This window comes from Fructobacillus sp. ChS1-6f1-1-27, assembly GCF_059579415.1.
This window is the reverse complement of record NZ_JCAOER010000005.1, coordinates 50,611-72,764: the sequence shown is the minus strand read 5'-3', so window position 1 is coordinate 72,764 and position 22,154 is coordinate 50,611. Positions and strand designations below refer to the sequence as shown.

Sequence of the window (22,154 nt, the reverse complement as noted above, 5' to 3'; positions counted from 1 at the left end):
TTTTATATGTAAATGAATGCTAAAAAAGGAAGAAAAATGAGTCGAAAACATTTATATTGGGTAGATTTTGCACGAATTATAGGAATTATTTTAGTTATCTTGTGCCATGTAAATGAAAATATTAATGTGAATGGAACTACGAAATATGCGATTTTAGAGTTTGTTGGCCGACTAGGCGTTCCCATCTTTTTAGCATTAACTGGGTATTTAATGCTAAATCGACATTATACACAGGAATATTTAAAAAAATTCAAAAAAAACAATTTAATTAAAATTATTTATTCGTCTTTATTCTGGACTATTTTAATGTCAATTTATGCTTTTTATCGCTTTAATGATCATACACGTATTACACTGTTTAGAACACTGATTTTTGAGCAAAACCCCTTACCCAATTTCTGGTATATTCAAATATTACCGATAATTTATGCGATGATTCCAGTAATTGCTGTTATGAAGTCTTTATTCAGAAAGTATACAATTATGATTTTTGGATTTGGAACGTTCATGCTTTCAATTGGAACAACAATTGCTGTGGAATCACATAACCAATATGTACCTTTTGGATGGAATATGAGCGGTTCTTGGTCGTTAGTTTTTGTGATGATGACGATGATTTTGATTGGTAGCTTTTATGACACTTATAATTTTAAAAATGTGTTAATGATTTGTGCGTTTTTTATTATAATTACCATCTATCTATTTACTTCTGTTCCGAAAACTGTATTCATTAATGGGCTATGGTATGACTTTGCTCCAATTTTCGTTTTAGGGACAGGATTTGGTTTTCTAATTAAAAAAATGTTTGAGCAAGTTGAGTTTCCAACTGGAAGTTTTAGTGACAAGTCAACTCGAAAAATTGCTGCCCTAACTTATGGTGTCTATATTGTTCACTATCCTATTTTGAATGAAATACATAGACATTTTAGGAGTTTGCCTGGTTTAAAAGATACTTTTTTGCTAACCATATTGGTGCTCGTTATCACTTATATGGTTGTCTATCTAATGAGCTTGATTCCAAAATTACCTAAATTTATTTTGTTAACAAAATAGTTTGATTGGTAATTTTTAGTTTATGGATTTTATTCTGTCTGCAGTAGAAAACGGATAGATATTTTTGTTTTATTGAAATATTGTAGTAAATCTCTATTTAAGTGAAGGAAGAAGTTCAAGTAGGGAGTTCACTATATATGAAATTAGGAATCTGATATGTTTAATATTCAAAGGAAAACCATAATTATCAATACTCTTTTGATTGCGATTTTGGCCATCATTGCTATCAGCCCAGCCTTTATTGGAAAATACTATAACCTTTCTCTTGATGGGGCTTTTCATTTAGACCGCTTTGCCAGTGTTGAGTCCTCAATTAAGGCTGGCCACTTACCATCGTTATTCAATTTCATATATGCTCCTAGTAACAGTCAACCCGGTGTTGCGATTAATGCGATGTACCCATGGGTTTCAGGATTGATTTTTATCATTCCGCAGCTACTAGTTAAGGACCAATTTATTGGATTAGCCGTTGGCTTTTTTATTTTGAACTGCTTAACAATGCTTAATGCCAAGAAGTTGATGGAAGAATTCTCAACTAATCAATACGTTGTTTGGTTGGGTGTGATTATTTACGAGTTTAATAACTTTCACTTTATTGACTTGTATACCAGAACAGCAGTTGGCGAAGCACTTGGCTTCGCCTGGATGCCGCTTGTGCTACTCGGCTTGACCCGTATTCAGCGAAATCAGAAAAACGGTTTCTGGATTCTTGGACTTGGGATGGGAATGCTGGCTAATAGTCACGTCTTATCTTTGTTGATGGCCGTGATTTTTGCTGTGATTTACGAATTGGTTCAGTTATACCGGAAGCAGGTGACTGCAAAAAAGATTATCGAGATGGCGAAGGCTGCACTAGTGGCTGCATTAATTGGTGCCTATTCACTATTTAATATTGTAATTTTATCAATTCATTCCAACTTCGTTGGTCCTTATTCTGTTTTACGGACAATTGACCCTGACCTCTTTTTGACTTCGCTGATTCGAAACAACTTGAATGAGCGCCCAGTCTGGACCTATGGCCTGCCACTGTTTGCCTTGCAGGTTATTTTAACTGTCGTGGCATTTAGAACTAGCAAGAAGGCAAAATGGAAGAGCTGGCTGTATGGGGCAGATATCATTACTGCCTTACTATTTAATTGGTTACCGTGGGATAAGTTGCTTCACACACCGGTTGCTGTGATTCAATTCTTGGGTCGGTTGGAATTAATTATTGTTCTGATGTTGGCGGTTGCCGCCGTTATTTACTTTGCTCAAGACCGGTTGACTAAAATTAACTTTAATAGGATTTTATTGATTGAAATTCTAATCATTCTTTTTTCTGTCTTTGGCTTTTACCAAACCCACCGGACTTATATTAATGTTGACCGTCATATTTATTTAACAGCTAAAAACTATGAATACGTTTTGAAGAATACACCAAGTTCACGGGATTACTTACCTAAGTCCAAAAAGACTGGCCGGATTTACGGTGAGTCAATGAAAGATGTTAGTGTTGGTTATTATTCGGAGGGGAAACGAACTGCTGATTCCGTAACTTACAAGGTGAATGCAGGTCGAAACCAAGTGATCACATTGCCAGCGGTTATGTACGATGGCTTTAAGTATAAGATTACAGTTGATGGAAAAACTGTTAAGAGTCAATCGAATAACCAAGTGAAGATTAAGTTGAGTGGGAGCCATCTTGTTAAATTACAGGCTGATAGCTCCAGAAATTACTTCTTATTTATGGTTTCGGTGCTTACGGTGGCGGTTTCATTATTTGGCATATTGGTTGATAAGATTAACTATAGAAAGAAAACTGACGCCTAATACCTATCAGGCTAATTTATGGGCCTGATTGTGATATAATTTTTTGGTGACCAAATTGATATTTTGCGCAGGCGAGATATCCTTTAGTGAAACCAAGAATATGAATGGTTGATTATTTATTAGAGAAAGAGTCAAAAAATGACAAAGGCATCAATTAAAAATTTTACGAATGGTTTGAAGGAAAACCGGCTGTGGAAAGAAATTGCCTGGATTACTCTAATTGCCATCTTGCTAAGATTGGCCGGTTGGGCCGAAATTAGTGGTGATATGCGGGCCTGCCTAACAGTTTGGTATGACCAAATTCGGGCAATGGGTCCGCTTAAGGCATTACATACCCCGGTCGGTAACTATAATATTTTGTACCAGCAGTTTATTATCCTAGCGGTTAATTTGCATATTCCAGCTGTAACGGCTTTTAAATTGTTTTCCGTTGTTTTTGATTTCTTGACGGCAATTGGAATTGGTTGGTTTGCTTATACACTAGCTGATACAAACAAATATAAGTATTTTGTCTATGGTTATGCGGGAACGTTATTATTGCCAACTGTTATCTTGAACTCTGCTTTTTGGGGCCAAGCTGATGCCATCTATTCAGCCTTTGTGGTTCTAGGCCTGGCATACCTTTGGAAAGAAAGAAACTTGGCTGCTTTTGTGATGTTGGGATTTGCTCTAGCTTTTAAGTTACAAGCAATCTTTGTCTTCCCATTTGTCTTTTTGATTTACTTGTTGAAACGCAATTTTTCAATTTGGAACTTTTTGATTATTCCTGCTGTGTCGTATGTCGTTTCGATTCCAAGCTTTTTGTTTGGTCGAAACTTGTTAGACCCGATTACGGTCTATACAACCCAGTTGGATACATTTAAACGAATTACGGCGAACATGCCAAATGTCTGGATGTTTTTGAATGAAAACGTCAGAACCGCTTATGACCAGTACCACACGATTGCTGTGTCTTTGACGATGGTGATTGTACTAGCAGCTTTTGCCTACTTCTTCTTCCAATACCGTGGTAAGACGATGACGAATGAAACCTATGTTTTGATTGCGTTGTGGTTTGTCTGGACTTGCGTGATGTTCTTACCGGCAATGCATGAACGCTATGGCTATGTGGTGGAAGTGTTAATGGTTGCTCTATCAGTTTGGCGTCCTAAGAAATATCTATGGCCAACAGTGTTGATAGAATTCGCTGTTATATTGGCTTATCTTAATTACTTAACCCATACTGCGTTTTTGCCAAAGCCTATTTGGGCTTTGATGTACTTGGTTGCTTATCTGTATGTTACTTACCTTGTGCTTGCTAAGCAAAAGGCCAGTAAGGCTGTGGCTTAAAATAATTTTTATCTAGAAGTGGTTAACTAAATTTATTATGAAAAAATTAATTGAACTTTTTAAACAATACCAGGAAACAATTCTTTACTTGTTCTTTGGTGGGGCAACTTTTGTGGTTAACGTTATCAGTTATGCCCTGTTTTCAACAGGTCTACACTGGAATTATTCGGCAGCCTATATTGCCTCATGGTTTATCGCGGTTTTCTTTGCTTACATCACCAACCGGATTTGGGTCTTTCAGTCAAAGGTTACTGATGCGAAAGGGTTATTCCGTGAAGTTTGGCAGTTTTACCTGGCCCGAATTGTGACGGGTGTAATTGGTTGGTTTATCTTAGCTTTCGGTGTCGATATTCTTCACCAAAACGATTTGATTTGGAATGGTATTCAAAATATCTTTGTGATTATTTCTAATTATGTTTTGAGTAAGCTCTTTATCTTTAAGAAGGTGGAAGAGAAGATTGAGGAACTTGAATCTTGATAGTATTTAGGAAGTGCCTTGGGCACTTCCTTTTTTGTTAAAATTTCTTAGGAAATTGGTGGGCATATTATTGTAATTTATTAATATTTAAGATATATTAGACATATTGAGTTACATTTAATCGACGACGCTTTTTGCTCGAGCCGAGAGGTGATGTGATGCGATAATCTCAAATTACAAGGAGCATGCAGAATCATGGCCAACAAGAAGATTTTGCTAACCATTACAGCAGCGGTGGCCGTGTTGTCAGTTGGAACAACGGCCGTATTTGCTAATTCCGACAATAATATCTTTTTCTTTCCAAAAGTGAGCCAACAAAAGAAGCAGTCTACTAATTCAAGTAAAGTTAGCAGTTCCTCTTTGACTTACAGTGGTTCTGCCACTAATGACGAGACTGATTCAGCGGTCTCATCAAGCAGTAGTTCAAGTTCACAGGCTAGTTCTAGTCAGTCGTCTAACCAACAAAGTACAACGTCTGCTAATACTTTGACTGAAGATGACTTCCGCTCAAGTGACCAAACTGCCTATAGCATGATTGCTTTGTACGGGATGGCTCGTGGTGATAGTAATTGGAAACAACTAGCTAGCCAAAAATCAAAGGGAATCGTGATGACCAAGCAAAGCGGTAGCCAGCCAACCTTTACCGTTAGTGTACAGGGGCAGGGGACTAGTGCTGTCACTGCGACTTACCAGTATATTATGGGCGATAGCCTTGGTTCCATTCAACCATTTAGTTTCAGTAAAGATGGTTCTGGTAGCTACCGGGCTTCCCTGATGGATATTTTGACTTACGTTAATAAGATTGGTGGCCGTCAGGCGGTCGATCAGTTGAATTTGCAATTGAATGACTGATTCATAAAAAGAAGCTAAGTAATTAGCTTCTTTTTATATTGCTAGAAAGTGGAAGTGTTCGATTTTGTGATACAATTAAAAAGTTGTAATAAGAAGTTTTTAATGAAAAGAGATAGAAGTTAACATGTTGAAGACAACCAAGAATTATTTGTACTGGTCGTTGGCAGGGCTATTATCAGTTTTTTTCTTTTTGATTAACGTTGATACTCCGTTGTTTGATGATGATTTGTACATTTCAAAGCACCAAACTTTGACGACTTTGTATAATCAAGCTAAAGGTGATTACCTGAACTGGAACGGCCGGGCCATTGGCCAAACATTATGGCGGATTTTGGCCTCAGGAAACTTGTATGTAACCAGTGTCTTGATTACTTTAGCGTCATTAGCTCTAGTTGCATTAATTACTTACTTGGGTAATTCTAAGAAACAGTTTTCATATAGTTGGATGGTTTTGTTGTTATCATTTAGCTTGTTGATGCTATTTGGTTCAGCCATTGGTCAAACAATGTTTTGGCGGGCTGGTGCCGGGAACTACTTGATGACGACGGTCTTGATTTTGACCTTTGTTTTGCCATTCTACCAATGGTTCCATCAATCGGACGCAGCAGATAGTAAGGTTTGGTACTTGTTGCCGTTGCTTGGGATTTTGGCCGGCTGGTCAAATGAAAATACCTCTGGTGGTGGACTCTTAGTTGTTTTGATTTACTTGGCTTTAGGTCGTTATCAAAAGCAGTTAAAGTGGACAGTTAATCAGTTACTTAGTGTCGTGACCTATGTCATTGGTTATGCTTTCTTGGTGCTGGCACCAGGAAATGCAATCCGGACAAGAGCGACGATGCCAGCTTCATGGTATGAAGAGTCATCTTTCACTCACTTCAAGACTGGCTTTATCGCTACGACTAAGTCACTTTATCACCATTATTTGTTGATTTTGGTTGTGTTGTTTGTCCTGACTGTTTACTATATTTGGCGAGCAGGTTGGAAGGCATCAATCGAAAGTACATTGTGGTTCTTTGCTGGAATGGCAACGATTTACGCTTTGTCATTTTCACCACTTGGCCAAGATGGTGGTCGGTCATTCTTTGGTGGTAGTGTCTTATTAATTATTGCATTGGTTCAATTGATTTTGAATATTGCGCAATTGAATGATGGTCGTATTCAATATGAAAAGTACTTGTTAGTCGCGTTTGCTGCTATCCTGGTCTTGCTTGGTTTAGTTAAGACTGGCTTGGGAACTGTTGATGCATACAAGTCAAATGCAGCGATTAAAGACCGTTATGCATACTTGGATTCTTTGTCTGCTAGTCAGAAAAAGAAGGTTGTTAAGGTACAGCCATTGAGCTATTACCCTAAGCGTTCTTTCTCAATTAGCTCTGGCTTGGAAGAAATTACAGCTGACCAATCAAATGTGTTCCCGAATGCGGGTTATAATGTTCACTTCGGTTTGAAGGGGATTGTGTTGGATAATAAGTAAAATATTGATTTTAAGGCTCACGACGAAGGTTGTGGGTCTTTTGTATTTTATCGTTATAATTATAAAATTTAGATTTAAAATTTTATTGATTTTATGTTAAAATAGTTTTTCGTTCTTTAATATTAGGATGTTATACTTAATTCAAGTACAATATTTATTGTGCAAAGGAGCAAACATGGTAAGAAAAGTATTGGAAGAGAAAAATAATGTTGTGAATTGGTTTCTTGCTAAAAGTTACGAAGAGGAAAAACCAATTTCTCCTAAAAAATTACAAAAATTAATGTATTATGCTTATTCATGGGGAATTGTTTTTTTGAATGAAAATTCTCAAGAATTAGATAATAAATTATTCGAAGCTGAATTTCAGGCTTGGGTTCACGGCCCTGTTAACCCAGATATTTATCAAGAATTCAAACATTTTGGTTATCAAGCCATAGACAGAGATGTTGAAAAAAGTTCTATAAAAGATATTGATGCTTTAAATATTTTGGAAGAAGTTTATGAAGTTTATGGGGATTTAAGTGCTGATCAATTAGAATATTTAACTCACCAAGAAGCTCCTTGGAAAATTGCTCGTGGTAATCACACACCCTTAGTTTCTATGGATGAGGTGATTAATGACAAAATTATTTTTGACTTTTATGGTAGTCAATTAAGTTAACTATGTCTAAAAAGAATAAGATACCAAAAAAAAGTAATCAACAGGTTCCTACTCCAAGAGTTCCCAATCAAAAGGTGATTAATCCAGAATTTACGTTTAAAAGTTATTATAATTGGCTAAATTCAATGAGGGTGGATAACTTTACCAATTTTTATAAAAATTCAGAATCTTTTTCTAAGGTTATCACAGAGATTATTCACGAAATAATCCCTGAAATATATAAGAATGCTGATAAGATATTTAAGGAACAATCCCATGCAACACCGCTAAATCATTCGCATCAGATTGATTCAGCAGGCATGGAAACTGTTAAAAAAATTTTGAAAGATAATTTTAGTGATTATGATAAATTAGATTCTGACTTAACTTGGTGGCAAATAGGCGGCAAACAATCAGTTCGTATTGTTGGGGTTTATGAGAAACCAGATAATGTTTTTTATCCTTTATTTATTGATCATAAACATTTATTATATCCAAGTGTAAAATACAATACGGAAGATTTCATGAAATATAAATTTAGTGTGAATAAAGAAAATTGACTATTTTTTGTTCAAAAGAAGATAAATGTATATTTTTGTAATTTCTTATACATAATGTGAACATCATTTTTACTGAGTGATGACGTATTATAACAATTCGTTTGCCAATCAATCTTTACACTCACTACTATCACTTATCCCCCTTAGCGATAGCATTTCTTAACCAATTCTTATCCTCTCTTTGTCGTTGATATTGCTATGATAGAGTTGTATGGTAATCGGACCATATTTTTATCAATTAGATATCAAAAGAAAGGAAATAGATTATGGAAATTTCAAAAAAAGATCTTTTGAAACGTTCTTTGCTGTTTTCAGCGGGAGCGGCCGTTTCTGTTGTTGGCGCCCAGGGTGTTGCCCATGCTGACTCTATTACGGTTAAGTCTGGTGATACTTTGACTAGTATCGCCAAGGCGCACAACATGACCGTTGATGAGCTGGTTAAGATCAATAATATTTCAAATAAAAATTTGATCCTTGTTGGTCAGACTTTGAGCACCACGTCGACTTCAACAGCTTCAACGAGTACAGCGTCAAGTACTGCAACTAGCGCTACTTCTGCGACTCAGACAGCTGCGACCTATACTGTGAAGTCAGGTGACAACTTGTGGACCATTGCTAAGAATAACAATGTTTCATTAGCTGACCTTATTTCATGGAATAACTTGGATTCATCCAAGTACATCCACCCTGGTCTAGTGCTGCAACTAAGTGCAAGTACTACAACTAGTTCGACCCAGTCAACTAGCTCATCCACTAGTCAAACAGCATCAACGACAAGCTCTCAAAGTGCTTCTACTAGCACATCTCAATCGACAGCTGCTAGTACTAGTGCCAGTGTTAGTGCTAGCCAAAGCACTTCACAGAGTCAGTCAGTTGCTGTTCAAACCACGTCAACGACAACGACTAGCACTACGTCAACCTCAACTGCTTCGACAACGAATTGGTTGACTTTGGCTAAGTCATTGATTGGAACGCCATACGTCTGGGGTGGAAAAGACCCATCTGTTGGTTTTGACTGCTCTGGCTTTGTGGCCTATGTCCTAAACCACTCTGGTCGGACAACCAACTTCCCATCTTATACAGTTGCGGAAGAATCAGCGGTAACGCAGATTCCAGTTAGCCAGGCCCAACCTGGTGACTTACTCTTCTGGGGAAACCATGGCGCAACTTACCACGTTGCCATCTACTTGGGTAACAACCAGTTTATTGCGGCTCCACAAGAAGGGGAAACCGTTCAGATTCAAACCATCTCTAAGGGTTGGGCACCATCCTTTGCAGGACGTGTCTAAAAATAAGAATCTTAAAAGGGCTCAACGATTTGTTGAGCTCTTTTTTTAGTTGGATTTTAACACGAAATTTCACTTATAATATATATTTTAAATAAATGTATAATAAAACGACTTAATTTAAATTATTGTTAATTTTTTATTGATTGGGCCAAAGAGAGTAGTTATTATGAATAGAGAAGAGAGGAAGAGCTTATGACACGTAAAATTTATCAAGGTATAAAGGTTAAGCGATTTACCGAATCAGATTTAGCAAAGTTAAAACAGTCCGCTACGATTAACGAAATGATTCAAGCAACCTATGTTTTACCAGATAGCATGGCTAAAGAGTTAGACAGTCAAAAAGCAGTCAAATCAGTTAACCGATAGGATTTCTTTTCACACAAAAACCCCCGCCACTCATTCGAGTAGCGGGGGTTTCGTTTATCAATTTTGAATTACTTCACGTACTTAGCCAAACGTGACTTTTGACGAGAAGCCTTGTTCTTCTTGATCAAGCCCTTTGAGTAAGCGTGGTCAATTGCTGAAGAAGCTTCCTTGTACAAGTCAGCAGCATCAGCAGAACCAGCTTGAGCAGCCTTCAAGAAGCGCTTAACGGCAGTGCGGTAAGCTGACTTTTGAGGTTCGTTGCGGTCGTGTTGCTTGTTGCTCAAACGAACCCGTTGAATTGATGATTCAATGATAGGCATATGTCTGTCTCCTTAAATTAGATTCCAGTTTTTGAAAAGCAAAGCTTAACGGCGCAAACCTAAGCGCTTGATTAATTCACGGTAACGAGGAACATCCGTACCACGGAGGTAACGGAGCAAGTTACGACGACGACCGATCTTCTTTAAAAGACCACGTTGTGAGTGAAAATCATGCTTGTGCATTTCCATGTGGGCGTTCAATTCGTTAATGTCGGCAGTCAAAACTGCAACTTGAACTTCCACTGAACCAGTATCGCCTTCGTGGCGGGCATATTCCTTCATGATTTCGTTCTTACGTTCTTGTGTAAGGGCCATAATCATTTCCACCTTTCTTAAATGTCTCCAAGTGCTGAGAAAGAAGACGGTGAGACTCCAATCTAAGGACTTGGACAGTTGTTTTGACAACATGCTTAATTATACGGGTTTTTGGCTAAAAAGCAAGGCTGACAAATGAGTCCGACAAAGGGCCTGAATTTGTCCGTGAAATCAGGGGAGATTTTCTGACTTTGACCCAGAAATGACAACTTCATATGGTAGAATAAAATAGTAACTAGATAGGAAAGGATAGCCGTGGTAAAACCGTTTTTACCATGCAGGTGACCTCATGGCAACATCAATTTCAAAAGAAGAAGTCGCTCACGTCGCTGACTTGGCCAAGTTGGAATTTTCCGACAAGGAATTAGAGCACTTCACTGGGCAATTACAGGAAATCGTTTCAATGTGTGAAACGATGGCGGAGGTCGATACGACCAATGTTAAGCCAACTTTTTCAGTCACACCAAACGTCAACCACTTACGCGAAGACGTCGCTGATAATTGGAATGAAAAGAAGGCCCTTTTGGGTCAAGCACCAGACGAAGCAGCTGACTTGATTAAAGTTCCTGCAATTTTGCACGGGGAGGACTAACAGACAATGACTTATAACTACTTTAAGACCAACTTGTCTGACCTTCACCAAGCTTTGGTCGATGGTCAAATTACCTCAGAAGAGTTGACCAAGGAAACCTTGGCCAACATTGCTGCCACTGACGACGACTTGCAAGCCTTTGTTCGTTTGCACGAAGAATCAGCCTTGGCCCAGGCCCGTGAAATTGATGAAAAGGGTGACTTTTCAAACCCATTGGCTGGGATTCCAATGGCTATCAAAGATAACATTTCAACTGAAGGACTGGAAACGACTGGTGCTTCCAAGATTTTGTCTGGCTTTATGCCCGTTTACGATGCGACGGTTACCAAGAAGTTAAAGGCCGCTGGTGCTGTGATTGTTGGAAAAGCCAACATGGATGAATTCGCCATGGGTGGGTCATCTGAAACTTCATACTACAAGCAAACTAAGAATGCCTGGGACTATACCAAGGTTCCTGGTGGGTCATCTGGTGGGTCTGCGGCGGCGGTTGCTGCTGGACAAGTACCATATGCCCTTGGTTCTGATACTGGGGGATCAATCCGCCAGCCAGCCGCCTTTAATGGTTTGGCCGGTATGAAGCCAACTTACGGCCGGGTTTCTCGCTTTGGTCTTTTTGCCATGGCTTCATCATTAGACCAAATTGGTCCGCTCACCCGCAACGTCCGCGATAACGCCTTGGTCCTAAACGCCATTGCCGGTTTTGACGAACGTGACTCCACTTCAGTTGAAGGGGAAGTGCCGGACTTCACTGCCAAATTAGGTCAGGACATCAAGGGTATGAAAGTCGCTGTTCCTGCTGAATTTTTCGAAGAAGGAATTGCAGAAGAAGTCGCTACCCAAGTTAAGGCGGCAGTTGCTCAACTCGAAGGCATGGGTGCCAAGGTTGAAACAGTATCATTGCCACATACTAAGTATGGGATTGCTGCTTACTACATCTTGATGTCGTCAGAAGCCTCTTCAAACTTGCAACGTTATGACGGTATTCGTTACGGTTTCCGAGCTGACGATGCCAAGTCTTTGGAAGAAGTTTATAAGAAGACGCGCACGGAAGGCTTTGGGGACGAAGTCAAGCGCCGGATTATGCTGGGAACTTATTCTCTGTCAGCCGGGGCCTATGATGCTTTCTTCAAGAAGGCCGCTCAAATCCGGACATTGATTATTGAAGACTTCAACAAGGTCTTTGCGGACTACGACATTATCGTCGGTCCAACCACACCAACGCAACCTTATGGCATGGGGGAAGAAATCGACGACCCTAAGACAATGTACTTGGGTGATGCCTTGACCATCCCAACCAACTTGGCTGGTTTGCCATCAATGTCAGTCAACGCTGGCTTTAATGGCGGTTTGCCAATCGGAATGCAGGTAATCGGTAAGGCCTTCGATGAAGCCACTGTTTACCAAGTCGCTTACGCCTTTGAACAGGCTAACAACTTTAACGACCAGCACCCAGCGGTCGCCAGCAAGTATTAAGGAGAAAGTCATGGCAAATCAAAACTTTGAAACAACCATCGGATTAGAAGTCCACGTTGAAATGCAGACCAACTCCAAGTTGCTGTCACCATCACCAGTCCACTACGGCGATGCACCGAACCAAAACACCAACGTGATCGACTGGGGTTACCCAGGGGTCTTGCCGGTTGCCAACAAGGGTGCCATTGATTACGGGATGCGGGTTGCTTTGGCCTTGCACGCTGATATCACTGAAGAAATCCGTTGGGACCGGAAGAACTACGTTTACCCGGATAACCCAAAGTCATACCAGACCACTCAGCAGCAAACTCCACTAGCTCGCAATGGCTACTTGGATGTGAATTTGCCAGATGGGTCTGTTAAGCGGATTGGTATCGAAGAACTCCACGTCGAAGAAGATGCCGGAAAAAACACCCACGGGGATGACGGCTATTCATACGTCGACTTGAACCGGCAGGGAACACCGCTGGTCGAAATTGTTTCCAAGCCGGACTTGGCCTCTCCTGAAGAAGCCTATGCTTATTTGGAGCAACTCCGCCGGGTAATCTTGTTTACTGGTGTTTCGGAAGCCAAGATGCAAGAAGGACAGATGCGGGCCGATGTTAACATTTCCTTGCGTCCTTACGGGTCCGATACCTATGGTACCCGGGTGGAAATGAAGAACATTAACTCATTCCACTACGTCCAATCAGCCTTGCAATTTGAAGAAAAGCGCCAGGCCCAAGTAATCCGTTCTGGTGGTAAGGTCCGTCAAGAAACCCGCCGTTATGACGAACCAACCAAGTCAACAATTTTGATGCGGGTGAAGGAAGTTGCGGATGACTACCGCTACTTCCCAGAACCAGACTTGTCACCAATTCAAATCGACCAGGCTTGGATTGACCGGGTTCAGGAAAACTTGCCTAAGTCAGCCATTGACCGGCAAAAGGCCTATGTGGCCGACCTTGGTTTGGAACAGTATGACGCCGAAGTCTTGACCCAGACTCTGGCAATGGCTAACTTCTTTGATGAAGCGGTGGCTAACGGGGCCGACTCATCAGCCGCTGCTAAGCGGGTTGCCAACTACTTGATTGGTGATGTTAACGCTTATTTGAACAAGAACCAGGTTGAGCTTCAAGATACTAAATTAACCCCAGCCAACTTGGCCGGGATGGTGAAGTTGATTGAAGATGGCACGATTTCAACCAAGCAAGCCAAGAAGGTCTTCGAAGCCATTATGGAAGGTGAAGAACCGGAAGCCTATGCCAAGGACCAAGGTTTGGTTCAGATTTCTGACCCAGCCGTTTTGACCCCTTGGATTAACGAAGTTTTGGATGCTAACCCACAGTCAATTGAAGACTTTAAGGGTGGAAAGGACCGGGCTGTTGGTTTCTTAATCGGACAATTGATGAAGAAGTCCAAGGGCCAGGCCAATCCTGGTGTTTTGAACAAGTTATTGATGGCAGAATTAAACAACCGTTAACCTTGGTTTGATATACGGTTTTTAAAATAGGGGTTAAGCAGGCGTCCTGCTTGCTTAGCTTAGAGTCGCCACCTGAAGTTTAGAGCAGGTGGCGCATACATATAAGAAATTGGGAAGGGGACAAGGGTCAAACCCTGTTTGAAAAAGAGTTATGAGAAGAGCACGAGTTATTTATAATCCAACTTCTGGACGAGAAGCGGCTAAGCGGGAAATGCTGGCCATTTTAGACGTTTATGAACAGGCTGGTTATGAAACCTCGGCCTTTGCCACGACGGCGGAGCCCCTGTCCGCCCAAAAAGAAGCTAGGCGGGCTGCCTTGGATGGCTTTAACTTGATTGTTGCCGTTGGTGGAGATGGGACGATTAACGAAGTTGTCAATGGGATTGCCCCCTTGGATAGTCGCCCTAAGATGGCGATTATTCCGGCCGGAACAACCAATGACTATGCCCGAGCCTTGAAGGTCTCCCGCGATGATCCTTTGGAAGCTGCTAAGGTGATTTTGAAGGGCCAGTCCATCAAAATGGACATTGGTCGGGTTTCCGCTGCTGGTTCAACGGTTGATGAAGACGGCTTAGAAGTAGCGCCAAAAGATGCCCACTACTTTATGAACATTGCCGCTTTGGGAACTTTGTCAGAGGTTACCTATGGCGTCCCATCAGCAATGAAGTCCTTGTATGGTTACCTGGCCTACTTGGTCAAGGGGGCTGAACTCTTGACCCGGTTGGAACAGGTCAAGGCCAAGGTTACTTTTGACGATGGTGAGTACGATGGTGATATTTCAATGATTTTCTTGGCGCTAACCAACTCGGTTGGTGGCTTTGAATCAATCGTTCCCGATGCCAAATTAGATGACGGAAAGTTTACCCTGTTGATTGTAAAGGGGGCCAACCTCTGGCAAATCACTCAGATGGCTGCCCAGGTGCTAAATGGTGGGACTCACATCAACAACCCGCAATTAATTTATAAGAAGACTTCGAAAGTGACGATTACGCCCCAAGATCAGGACCCAATCAAGGTCAACTTGGACGGGGAATATGGGGGCGATGCCCCAATGACCTTTGAAAACCTGGAACGGCACATTGAATTCGTCGCCGACCGGTCAATCCTTGAAAAGGATATGACTAATGCCAAGATTCAAGAACAGTTCGTTGAACAGGTTGAGGCGATTGAAGCCAGTCATGAAGATCCAACTAAAGAAGATAGTAAAAAGTAAGAAAGACTAAGGTTTTTATCCATGGCCAAAGCCAACCGTGAAATTAAAAAAAAGGCCCCTGTTCATAAAAATGAAGTTGTTACGGCCGATATTATTGACCTGACCTACCAAGGCCTCGGGGTTGCCAAAGTTGATGGCTTCCCATTGTTTGTTGCCAATGCCTTGCCAGGTGAAAAGGCTGACATCCAAGTAACCAAGGTCTTGAAAAACTACGGCTTTGCCCGGGTGAAGACCTTATTGGAAGAATCGGCTGACCGGGTTGAATTAACTGACCAGTTAGCCTTAACGACTGGAATTGCTCCATTGGCAAATTTGGCTTATCCCGCCCAATTGAAGTGGAAACAGTCTCAAGTAAAAGAGCTTTTCAAAAAGGCTAAGTTGGATGTGACGGTCGCTCCAACAATCGGGATGGATGACCCGACCCATTACCGGAACAAGGCCCAAGTGCCAGCCCGGATGGTTGACGGTCGGTTAGAAACCGGCTTTTTCCGGCGGGGTTCCCACAAGCTGATCCCAACTGATTCCTTTTACATCCAGCACCCAGCTGTTGATGAAGCAGTCCGGGTGACCCGGGACGTTTTGCAAGAACTGGGGATTTCAGCTTATGATGAGGAGTCTGACCGAGGTGTTGTCCGCCATGTAATGGCCCGCTATGGTCAAGCATCTGGTGAACTAATGGTCGTGATAGTGACGAAGACTAAGAAGTTGCCGCAAGCAGAAATTTTGGTTGAAAAGCTAAAGGACCAACTGCCTGCTTTAAAGTCGGTTGTCCAAAATGTCAATTCTGCCCAAACAAATGTGATTATGGGTCGGAAAAACACCTTGTTGTGGGGTGAACCAGCGATTGAAGATGTTTTATTGGGTAAGAAGTACCTAATTGGCCCTAATTCCTTCTACCAGGTTAACCCGACCACGACAGCTAAGCTTTACCAGCTCGCCAAAGAAAAGGCTAATTTGAAGTCTACTGACGTCGTGATTGATGCTTATTGTGGAATCGGAACGATTGCTTTGACGGTCGCTGATGATGTAAAAAAGGTTTACGGAGTTGAAGTGGTGGAAGCGGCGATTGCTGATGCCAAGGAAAACGCTCAGCTGAACGATGTGACGAATGCGGACTTTGTTGCTGCAGATGCCCCTAGTCAAATGAGGGACTGGGCGGAAGCTGGCTTACAGGCCGACGTCGTCTTCGTTGACCCACCCCGGAAGGGTTTGACCCCTGAATTTATTGAGGCAGTTGGGGCCATGGGACCAAAGCGGGTTGTTTACATTTCATGTAACCCGGCCACGATGGCCCGCGATGCTGAACTACTGCTGGAACAAGGCTATGTCTTTGATAGCGAAGTCCAGCCGGTCGACCAGTTCCCACAGACAACGCACGTGGAAGCAGTCACGGCCTTTAAGAAGGTATAATTATTTTTTAGAAATCTTGTAATTTTTTCGAGTTGGTTTCGTCTAATGTGATTGGAGGCTTTTGATGGTTACAATCACTAGCACCAACCAACAATACTTAAAATAAAACTGGCAGAGGCCTGGTTGTCAGTCGACAAGCGGGTCTTTGTTATTGATTGGAAACGATTGATGCAAACTAAGTTGTCCTTACCATTCGCTGATTTTTGGCTTGAAGTTAATGGTCGAAAAATTGAATTCGAATTTCTAGATGTGACTGAGAAGGCTAATCGAGAGATGTTGGAACGAATTTCGCAGACTATTGAGAAGGCGTTTATTTTAAGACCAATTCTTTCAGAAAATGATAATATTGATGAACTATCTTTGAAGTCAGACACAGATTTTTCACAGTTGAAATTTATTGACTGGGAGACTGACCAATATTTTCGTGGTGCATCCTGGGAGCTAGGTGATTATGCAATCGGTGCCGCAGCTTTAGTTGATGATAATGGTTTTTCGGGAACAGAATTTCACTCCTTTGGGCCTGAAAGTCAAGATTTACCAGGCTATATGGAAGTCGGAACTAAGTTTAAGGGTGAAATGTTGTTCCAAGTCACCTATAAAAACTTAGCCGAGTTAAATAACTATTTACCTAAAATTGATGTTTCAATCTCGTTTTCTTTTGACCAACTGGAAAGATTAGTATACTTCCCTGATGAAAAATAAGGAGGGCCATCCATGGCAACTGCTGAACAAACCCCAATGATGGTGCAGTACCACCAGATTAAAGACCAATACCCCGATGCCTTTGTTTTCTATCGCATGGGCGATTTTTACGAGCTCTTTGAAAATGATGCGGTTGAGGGTGCTAAAATTTTGGAATTGACCCTGACGGCGCGGAATAAAAATTCTGAAAACCCAATCCCAATGGCGGGAATCCCTCACCATGCTGTTTCGACTTATATCGATATCTTAGTTGATGCTGGTCACAAGGTTGCCATTGTTGAGCAAATGGAAGATCCAGCCACAGCCAAGGGGATGGTTAAGCGTGATGTCGTCCAGTTGATTACGCCCGGAACTAAACTGTCAGCGAAGGCTGGTGATGGCAAGGACAATAACTTTTTGGCAGCGGTGGTTGCAACGGGCTCAAAGCCGGGGGATGCGGACCAAGCAGCCTTTGCCTTGGCCTATATTGACCTTTCAACCGGGGAACTAAAAGAAACAGAATTAGCCGACCAAGCAGCCGTTATCGATGAATTGGGAGCTTTGGAAGTTAAGGAAGTTGTTTTGCCAAAGTCTGGCGACTGGTCCAGCCCAACTTTGGCAGATGCCGTTGGTCAAAAGGGCTTGGTGGTGTCTTTCCAAGCCGATTATGACCAATCATCAACGATTTCGTATTTGACCCAGGATTTAAAGAATGTTGCTGGGCAAAAGGTGACGGGCTACTTGCTCCAATATCTCTTTGACACCCAAAAACGGTCCTTGGACCACATTATGCCGGTTCAAACCTATGAACGGCAGGCATACCTGGTCTTTAACCAGGTAACCCGGGTGAACTTAGACTTGGTAGAAAATGCTCGAACAAAGCAAAAGGCTGGTTCACTGTTTGCCCTCTTGGATGAAACCAAGACAGCCATGGGTGGTCGGTTATTAAAGCAGTGGCTGATTAAGCCGTTGAAAGACTTAAAGGCGATTCAGGGACGGCAAGATGCCGTCGCTGCTTTTAAGGATGACTTCTTTACCCGCGGTCGGGTCCAAGACCAATTGAAGTTTGTTTACGACTTGGAACGTTTGGCTGCCAAGGCGGCTTTGGGGACTTTGAACGCCCGTGACTTAGTTCAATTGAAGCGGTCTTTGCAGGCCGTGCCTGATTTGCAGGGGGCTTTAACAACGGCCGAGAACCCAATCTTGCAGGGGGCCGGGAAGGAAATTGACCCGCTCTTTGACTTGGCAACTTTAATTGACCAGGCGATTGTGCCAGACCCACCAATTTCAGTTCGTGATGGCGACTTAATCCGTCCTGGCTACGATGACCAGGTTGATTCCTATAACCAGGCCTTGGCCGACAACCAGCAGTGGTTGGCTGACTATCAAAAGCAAGAGCAAGAAGCGACTGGGATTAATAATTTAAAGGTTAAGTACAACAAGAACTTTGGCTACTTTATTGAAGTGACTAAGGTTAACTTGGACAAATTAGAAGAGGGCCGTTACCACCGTAAGCAGACTTTGACAAATGCAGAACGGTTTACGACACCGGAACTAAAGGAACATGAAGACTTGATTTTTGCGGCGCAGACCAAGCGGTTTGACCGGGAGTATGACTTGTTCTTAGAAGTCCGGCAAACGGTGAAAGACCAGATTACCCGCTTGCAGACTTTAGCTGGCCACTTGGCCCGTTTAGATGTCCTAGCTGCTTTGGCTGATGTGGCCGAAAACCGCCACTTTACTAAGCCAAACTTCCATACCGATGGTAGCCGGGCTTTGCAGATTGTTCAGGGCCGTCACCCTGTGATTGAATCCTTGCTTGGCCCTGGCGAATATGTCGCCAATGATGTTCACTTTGACGACCAGACGAAGATCCAATTGGTGACCGGTCCGAACATGGCTGGAAAGTCGACTTATATGCGCCAGATGGCCTTGGTTGTTTTGATGGCTCAAATGGGGGCCTTTGTCCCAGCTGATGAGGCCAATTTGCCAATCTTTGACCAAATCTTTACCCGGATTGGGGCCAACGACGACTTGGTGAACGGCCGGTCAACCTTCATGGTCGAAATGGCTGAAGCCAACCTGGCTTTGCAAAAGGCGACTGCCCAGTCCTTGATTTTATTTGACGAGTTAGGCCGGGGAACAGCGACTTATGATGGGATGGCTTTGGCCCAGGCAATTATCGAGTACTTAGATCAGAGCCTCCATGCCACAACAATTTTTGCGACCCATTACCATGAATTGACTGCTCTGGCTGAGTCACACCCAGCTATTCAAAATGTCCACGTTGGTGCCCAGCTAACCGATGATGGGAAGTTGCACTTCTTACACCAAGTCCAAGCTGGGGCCGCTGACCGGTCTTATGGAATCCAGGTGGCTGCCTTGGCTGGCTTGCCAAAGTCTTTGTTGAAAAATGCTGATATAATTTTGGCAGCCTTGGAAGCCCATGGCAACGAAGAAGCTTTGAAAGAGGTGACAGCAGCAGGAGGCCAGGGTGGCACAGGCCAAACTTATACCAAGGTCAATAATGCTCCTCGTCCAACTGACGGGATGGCTGAAGACTTACCACTCTTTGAAATTGCTGGTGAAAAGCCGGCGCCGGTTGCCGAATTATCAACAACCGACCAGAAGGTCTTAGACAAGTTGGACCAGACCAATTTGAACCAATTAACCCCACTGGCAGCCCTAAACTTAGTTGCCAAGCTCCAAGAAATGAGGTCAGCCGATGGCCAAGATTCATGAGTTACCAGACCTCCTTGCCAACCAGATTGCCGCGGGGGAAGTGATTGAACGGCCGAGTTCGGTTGTGAAGGAACTGCTAGAAAACGCGATTGACGCCCACGCCCACCAAGTCGATGTTGTCTTGGAAAAGAGTGGCCTTGACCTGATTAAGGTGATTGATAACGGCGAGGGGATTGAGGCCGACCAGGTTCCAACCGCCTTCATCCGCCATGCGACTTCCAAGATTACTGACCGTCATGACCTCTTTAACGTCATGACCCTAGGCTTTCGAGGGGAAGCCTTGCCGTCGATTGCCTCTGTCGCTGATGTGACCTTACAGACCCGGACCCAGGATGCTGAGACGGGCTTCGCCTACCAAATCCAGGGTGGCGAAGTCTTGCAGTCTGGTCCGGCTGCTGGCCGGTTTGGAACTTCCGTTTCCGTCCGGTCCCTGTTTTACAACACGCCAGCCCGGTTGAAGTACTTGAAGTCTGAACGGTCAGAACTGTCGGATGTCATTGAGACAGTGAACCATTTGGCAATGGCCCACCCCGAAGTAGCAATTTCTTTGTCGAATAATGGGAAGACTTATACGAAGACTGCTGGAAACGGCGACCTCCGCCAGGTCTTGGCCACTGTCTATGACCGCCATACTGCGGAAAAGATGGTTGGCTTTGCTGGCGAGTCGGAACATTTTCAAATCAAGGGCTATTTGTCATTGCCAGAAGTAACCCGGTCTTCTCGGTCTTATCTGGCCGTTTTCGTGAACCACCGCTTTGTTAAAAACTTTTCGGTTTCAAATGCGGTCATTAATGGTTATGGCTCCAAGTTAATGGTTGGCCGTTTCCCAATTGGGGCGATTAACATTGACTTGGACCCACTTTTGGTTGATGTGAATGTTCACCCCCAAAAGGCTGAGATCCGCTTGACGGAAGAAGATGAATTAACCGAGTTGATTACTGCCGTCATCCGCGACCGGTTGAGCGAAGAAAACTTGATTCCGAGCGCCTTGGATAATTTGAACGGGGATAAGGAACGGCGAGCTGCGGCTGAACAAGCCAAAGAAGCTGCTAACCAGGCCCCAGAACCACAGACGGTTTCTGCTGACTTGGACCAAGTGCCGGTCACTGGGCAAGAAGTTTTGGTCGAAAAGGAAAGCCAATTGGGCCAGTCTGTCTTACAGGACTTTGCTAGTCGGTATGAGCAGGAAGACTACCAGCCCATTTTTGCGGCTGATGAAGTTGATGGTGAGACTGCTGGTTCGATTGACTTAAATAACCAAGTTGCCGAGCCGGTGGCAGACTATGGGACTTCGAATGAAGCGGCGCAGGCCGACTTAACGGACTACTTGGCTGAAAGTGACCACGATAGTGGTCTGCTAGGGGACCAAGGTACTAGTACTGAGCCCCAACCAGTTACGCCAGCATCAAAGCCGGTTAACCAGGACTTAGACTTAAACGACCAAGTTGCTGAGGAAAACAGCTTCCCAACTTTGGATTACATTGGCCAAATGCACGGGACCTTTTTGTTTGCCCAAGACCAAGACCACTTGTACTTCATCGATCAGCATGCTGCCCAGGAACGGTTAAATTATGAACACTTCCGGGTAGCGGTTGGCCAAGTCGGGGGCGACCAACAACAGTTACTGACACCACTAATGCTGTCATATCCGGCAGCGGACCTGTTAAAGATTGATGACTACCAGGACGCCTTGCAAGACCTTGGTTTGCATTTGGAAGAATTTGGACCAAATACTTTGGCGGTCTATGAACACCCAGCCTGGATTCCCAGTGACCAGGTCGAAAGTACCATCCGCGAGATGGTTGATTGGATCTTACAAGATGGTAAGTTAACCGTGGCTGCCTTTCGTGAGAAGGCTGCGATTATGATGTCATGTAAGCGGGCGATTAAGGCCAACTGGCATATTTCAGACCAGGAAGCCAAGCAACTATTAGCAGACCTGAAAACGGCTGAAAATCCTTATAACTGCCCGCATGGTCGGCCAGTGTTAATTTCATTTACTTTAACGGAAATGGAACGAATGTTTAAGCGGATCCAAGACTCGCATGAGTCTTGGCAAAGCTATGATACTCACCCATTTTAGGGCGAGCCTTTTG

General features: G+C 43.0%; 20 protein-coding genes. 18 read left to right on the top strand and 2 right to left on the bottom strand.

Annotation, left to right across the window (positions count from 1 at the left end; genetic code table 11):
- Nucleotides 1–36 precede the first annotated feature (36 nt).
- The 10 genes from AC5162_RS03955 (at nucleotide 37) to AC5162_RS03910 (ending at nucleotide 9,850) form a co-directional block, all read left to right on the top strand.
- Entirely contained in the window at nucleotides 37–1,053 is a 1,017-nt protein-coding gene (locus tag AC5162_RS03955; protein ID WP_496533953.1) for an acyltransferase, read from the top strand.
- A gap of 156 nt (nucleotides 1,054–1,209) precedes the next feature.
- On the top strand, nucleotides 1,210–2,862 hold the full coding sequence (locus tag AC5162_RS03950) for a putative glycosyltransferase family protein (RefSeq protein ID WP_496533952.1): 1,653 nt from the start codon (nucleotides 1,210–1,212) through the stop codon (nucleotides 2,860–2,862).
- 138 nt (nucleotides 2,863–3,000) lie between these two features.
- Nucleotides 3,001–4,191 (top strand): hypothetical protein, encoded by a 1,191-nt coding sequence (locus tag AC5162_RS03945; protein ID WP_496533951.1) that lies wholly within the window; start codon nucleotides 3,001–3,003, stop codon nucleotides 4,189–4,191.
- Nucleotides 4,192–4,228: 37 nt separating this feature from the next.
- Entirely contained in the window at nucleotides 4,229–4,669 is a 441-nt protein-coding gene (locus AC5162_RS03940) for a GtrA family protein (protein ID WP_496533950.1), read from the top strand.
- A 195-nt stretch (nucleotides 4,670–4,864) separates the two neighbouring features.
- Nucleotides 4,865–5,521: a hypothetical protein gene (locus AC5162_RS03935; RefSeq protein WP_496533949.1), complete on the top strand. Its 657-nt coding sequence runs from the start codon at nucleotides 4,865–4,867 to the stop codon at nucleotides 5,519–5,521.
- Nucleotides 5,522–5,645: 124 nt separating this feature from the next.
- Complete coding sequence (locus AC5162_RS03930) at nucleotides 5,646–6,995, top strand: DUF3329 domain-containing protein (RefSeq protein WP_496533948.1); 1,350 nt, start codon at nucleotides 5,646–5,648, stop codon at nucleotides 6,993–6,995.
- Between the two features lie 175 nt (nucleotides 6,996–7,170).
- Nucleotides 7,171–7,656, top strand: coding sequence for a Panacea domain-containing protein (locus tag AC5162_RS03925; RefSeq protein ID WP_496533947.1), 486 nt, complete (start codon nucleotides 7,171–7,173; stop codon nucleotides 7,654–7,656).
- Nucleotides 7,657–7,658: 2 nt separating this feature from the next.
- Entirely contained in the window at nucleotides 7,659–8,195 is a 537-nt protein-coding gene (locus tag AC5162_RS03920; RefSeq protein ID WP_496533946.1) for a UU032 domain-containing protein, read from the top strand.
- A 266-nt stretch (nucleotides 8,196–8,461) separates the two neighbouring features.
- On the top strand, nucleotides 8,462–9,484 hold the full coding sequence (locus AC5162_RS03915) for a C40 family peptidase (RefSeq protein ID WP_496533945.1): 1,023 nt from the start codon (nucleotides 8,462–8,464) through the stop codon (nucleotides 9,482–9,484).
- Nucleotides 9,485–9,676: 192 nt separating this feature from the next.
- Complete coding sequence (locus tag AC5162_RS03910; protein WP_496533944.1) at nucleotides 9,677–9,850, top strand: hypothetical protein; 174 nt, start codon at nucleotides 9,677–9,679, stop codon at nucleotides 9,848–9,850.
- A gap of 68 nt (nucleotides 9,851–9,918) precedes the next feature.
- Here the strand turns inward: AC5162_RS03910 and rpsT are convergent, their stop codons facing one another.
- Nucleotides 9,919–10,170, bottom strand: a complete 252-nt coding sequence (rpsT, locus tag AC5162_RS03905) for a 30S ribosomal protein S20 (protein ID WP_496533943.1) — start codon at nucleotides 10,168–10,170, stop codon at nucleotides 9,919–9,921.
- Between the two features lie 45 nt (nucleotides 10,171–10,215).
- Entirely contained in the window at nucleotides 10,216–10,485 is a 270-nt protein-coding gene (rpsO, locus tag AC5162_RS03900) for a 30S ribosomal protein S15 (RefSeq protein ID WP_091501309.1), read from the bottom strand.
- 289 nt (nucleotides 10,486–10,774) lie between these two features.
- Between rpsO and gatC the strand changes: the two genes are divergently transcribed.
- From gatC to mutL, 8 genes are all read left to right on the top strand, one after another.
- On the top strand, nucleotides 10,775–11,077 hold the full coding sequence (gene gatC / locus AC5162_RS03895; RefSeq protein ID WP_496533942.1) for an Asp-tRNA(Asn)/Glu-tRNA(Gln) amidotransferase subunit GatC: 303 nt from the start codon (nucleotides 10,775–10,777) through the stop codon (nucleotides 11,075–11,077).
- Nucleotides 11,078–11,083: 6 nt separating this feature from the next.
- Nucleotides 11,084–12,550 carry an Asp-tRNA(Asn)/Glu-tRNA(Gln) amidotransferase subunit GatA gene (gatA, locus tag AC5162_RS03890; protein WP_496533941.1) on the top strand — a complete coding sequence of 489 codons (1,467 nt, stop codon included), beginning with the start codon at nucleotides 11,084–11,086 and terminating at the stop codon, nucleotides 12,548–12,550.
- 10 nt (nucleotides 12,551–12,560) lie between these two features.
- A complete protein-coding gene (gene gatB / locus AC5162_RS03885; RefSeq protein ID WP_496533940.1) occupies nucleotides 12,561–14,012 on the top strand; it encodes an Asp-tRNA(Asn)/Glu-tRNA(Gln) amidotransferase subunit GatB in 1,452 nt (483 codons plus the stop codon).
- A 151-nt stretch (nucleotides 14,013–14,163) separates the two neighbouring features.
- Entirely contained in the window at nucleotides 14,164–15,225 is a 1,062-nt protein-coding gene (locus tag AC5162_RS03880; protein ID WP_496533939.1) for a diacylglycerol kinase family lipid kinase, read from the top strand.
- A 21-nt stretch (nucleotides 15,226–15,246) separates the two neighbouring features.
- Nucleotides 15,247–16,635 (top strand): 23S rRNA (uracil(1939)-C(5))-methyltransferase RlmD, encoded by a 1,389-nt coding sequence (rlmD, locus tag AC5162_RS03875; protein ID WP_496533938.1) that lies wholly within the window; start codon nucleotides 15,247–15,249, stop codon nucleotides 16,633–16,635.
- A gap of 168 nt (nucleotides 16,636–16,803) precedes the next feature.
- Complete coding sequence (locus AC5162_RS03870; RefSeq protein WP_496533937.1) at nucleotides 16,804–17,337, top strand: hypothetical protein; 534 nt, start codon at nucleotides 16,804–16,806, stop codon at nucleotides 17,335–17,337.
- Nucleotides 17,338–17,349: 12 nt separating this feature from the next.
- Nucleotides 17,350–20,058 (top strand): DNA mismatch repair protein MutS, encoded by a 2,709-nt coding sequence (gene mutS, locus AC5162_RS03865; protein ID WP_496533936.1) that lies wholly within the window; start codon nucleotides 17,350–17,352, stop codon nucleotides 20,056–20,058.
- Entirely contained in the window at nucleotides 20,042–22,141 is a 2,100-nt protein-coding gene (gene mutL, locus AC5162_RS03860; protein ID WP_496533935.1) for a DNA mismatch repair endonuclease MutL, read from the top strand. Before mutS ends, mutL begins: the two co-directional genes overlap by 17 nt.
- The last annotated feature ends 13 nt before the right edge of the window (nucleotides 22,142–22,154 follow it).

Coding starts and splice junctions, on each gene's coding strand:
- AC5162_RS03955 (WP_496533953.1), top strand. CDS start 37: ATGAGTCGAAAACATTTATATTGGGTAGATTTTGCACGAATTATAGGA.
- AC5162_RS03950 (WP_496533952.1), top strand. CDS start 1,210: ATGTTTAATATTCAAAGGAAAACCATAATTATCAATACTCTTTTGATT.
- AC5162_RS03945 (WP_496533951.1), top strand. CDS start 3,001: ATGACAAAGGCATCAATTAAAAATTTTACGAATGGTTTGAAGGAAAAC.
- AC5162_RS03940 (WP_496533950.1), top strand. CDS start 4,229: ATGAAAAAATTAATTGAACTTTTTAAACAATACCAGGAAACAATTCTT.
- AC5162_RS03935 (WP_496533949.1), top strand. CDS start 4,865: ATGGCCAACAAGAAGATTTTGCTAACCATTACAGCAGCGGTGGCCGTG.
- AC5162_RS03930 (WP_496533948.1), top strand. CDS start 5,646: ATGTTGAAGACAACCAAGAATTATTTGTACTGGTCGTTGGCAGGGCTA.
- AC5162_RS03925 (WP_496533947.1), top strand. CDS start 7,171: ATGGTAAGAAAAGTATTGGAAGAGAAAAATAATGTTGTGAATTGGTTT.
- AC5162_RS03920 (WP_496533946.1), top strand. CDS start 7,659: ATGTCTAAAAAGAATAAGATACCAAAAAAAAGTAATCAACAGGTTCCT.
- AC5162_RS03915 (WP_496533945.1), top strand. CDS start 8,462: ATGGAAATTTCAAAAAAAGATCTTTTGAAACGTTCTTTGCTGTTTTCA.
- AC5162_RS03910 (WP_496533944.1), top strand. CDS start 9,677: ATGACACGTAAAATTTATCAAGGTATAAAGGTTAAGCGATTTACCGAA.
- rpsT (WP_496533943.1), bottom strand. CDS start 10,170: ATGCCTATCATTGAATCATCAATTCAACGGGTTCGTTTGAGCAACAAG.
- rpsO (WP_091501309.1), bottom strand. CDS start 10,485: ATGGCCCTTACACAAGAACGTAAGAACGAAATCATGAAGGAATATGCC.
- gatC (WP_496533942.1), top strand. CDS start 10,775: ATGGCAACATCAATTTCAAAAGAAGAAGTCGCTCACGTCGCTGACTTG.
- gatA (WP_496533941.1), top strand. CDS start 11,084: ATGACTTATAACTACTTTAAGACCAACTTGTCTGACCTTCACCAAGCT.
- gatB (WP_496533940.1), top strand. CDS start 12,561: ATGGCAAATCAAAACTTTGAAACAACCATCGGATTAGAAGTCCACGTT.
- AC5162_RS03880 (WP_496533939.1), top strand. CDS start 14,164: ATGAGAAGAGCACGAGTTATTTATAATCCAACTTCTGGACGAGAAGCG.
- rlmD (WP_496533938.1), top strand. CDS start 15,247: ATGGCCAAAGCCAACCGTGAAATTAAAAAAAAGGCCCCTGTTCATAAA.
- AC5162_RS03870 (WP_496533937.1), top strand. CDS start 16,804: ATGCAAACTAAGTTGTCCTTACCATTCGCTGATTTTTGGCTTGAAGTT.
- mutS (WP_496533936.1), top strand. CDS start 17,350: ATGGCAACTGCTGAACAAACCCCAATGATGGTGCAGTACCACCAGATT.
- mutL (WP_496533935.1), top strand. CDS start 20,042: ATGGCCAAGATTCATGAGTTACCAGACCTCCTTGCCAACCAGATTGCC.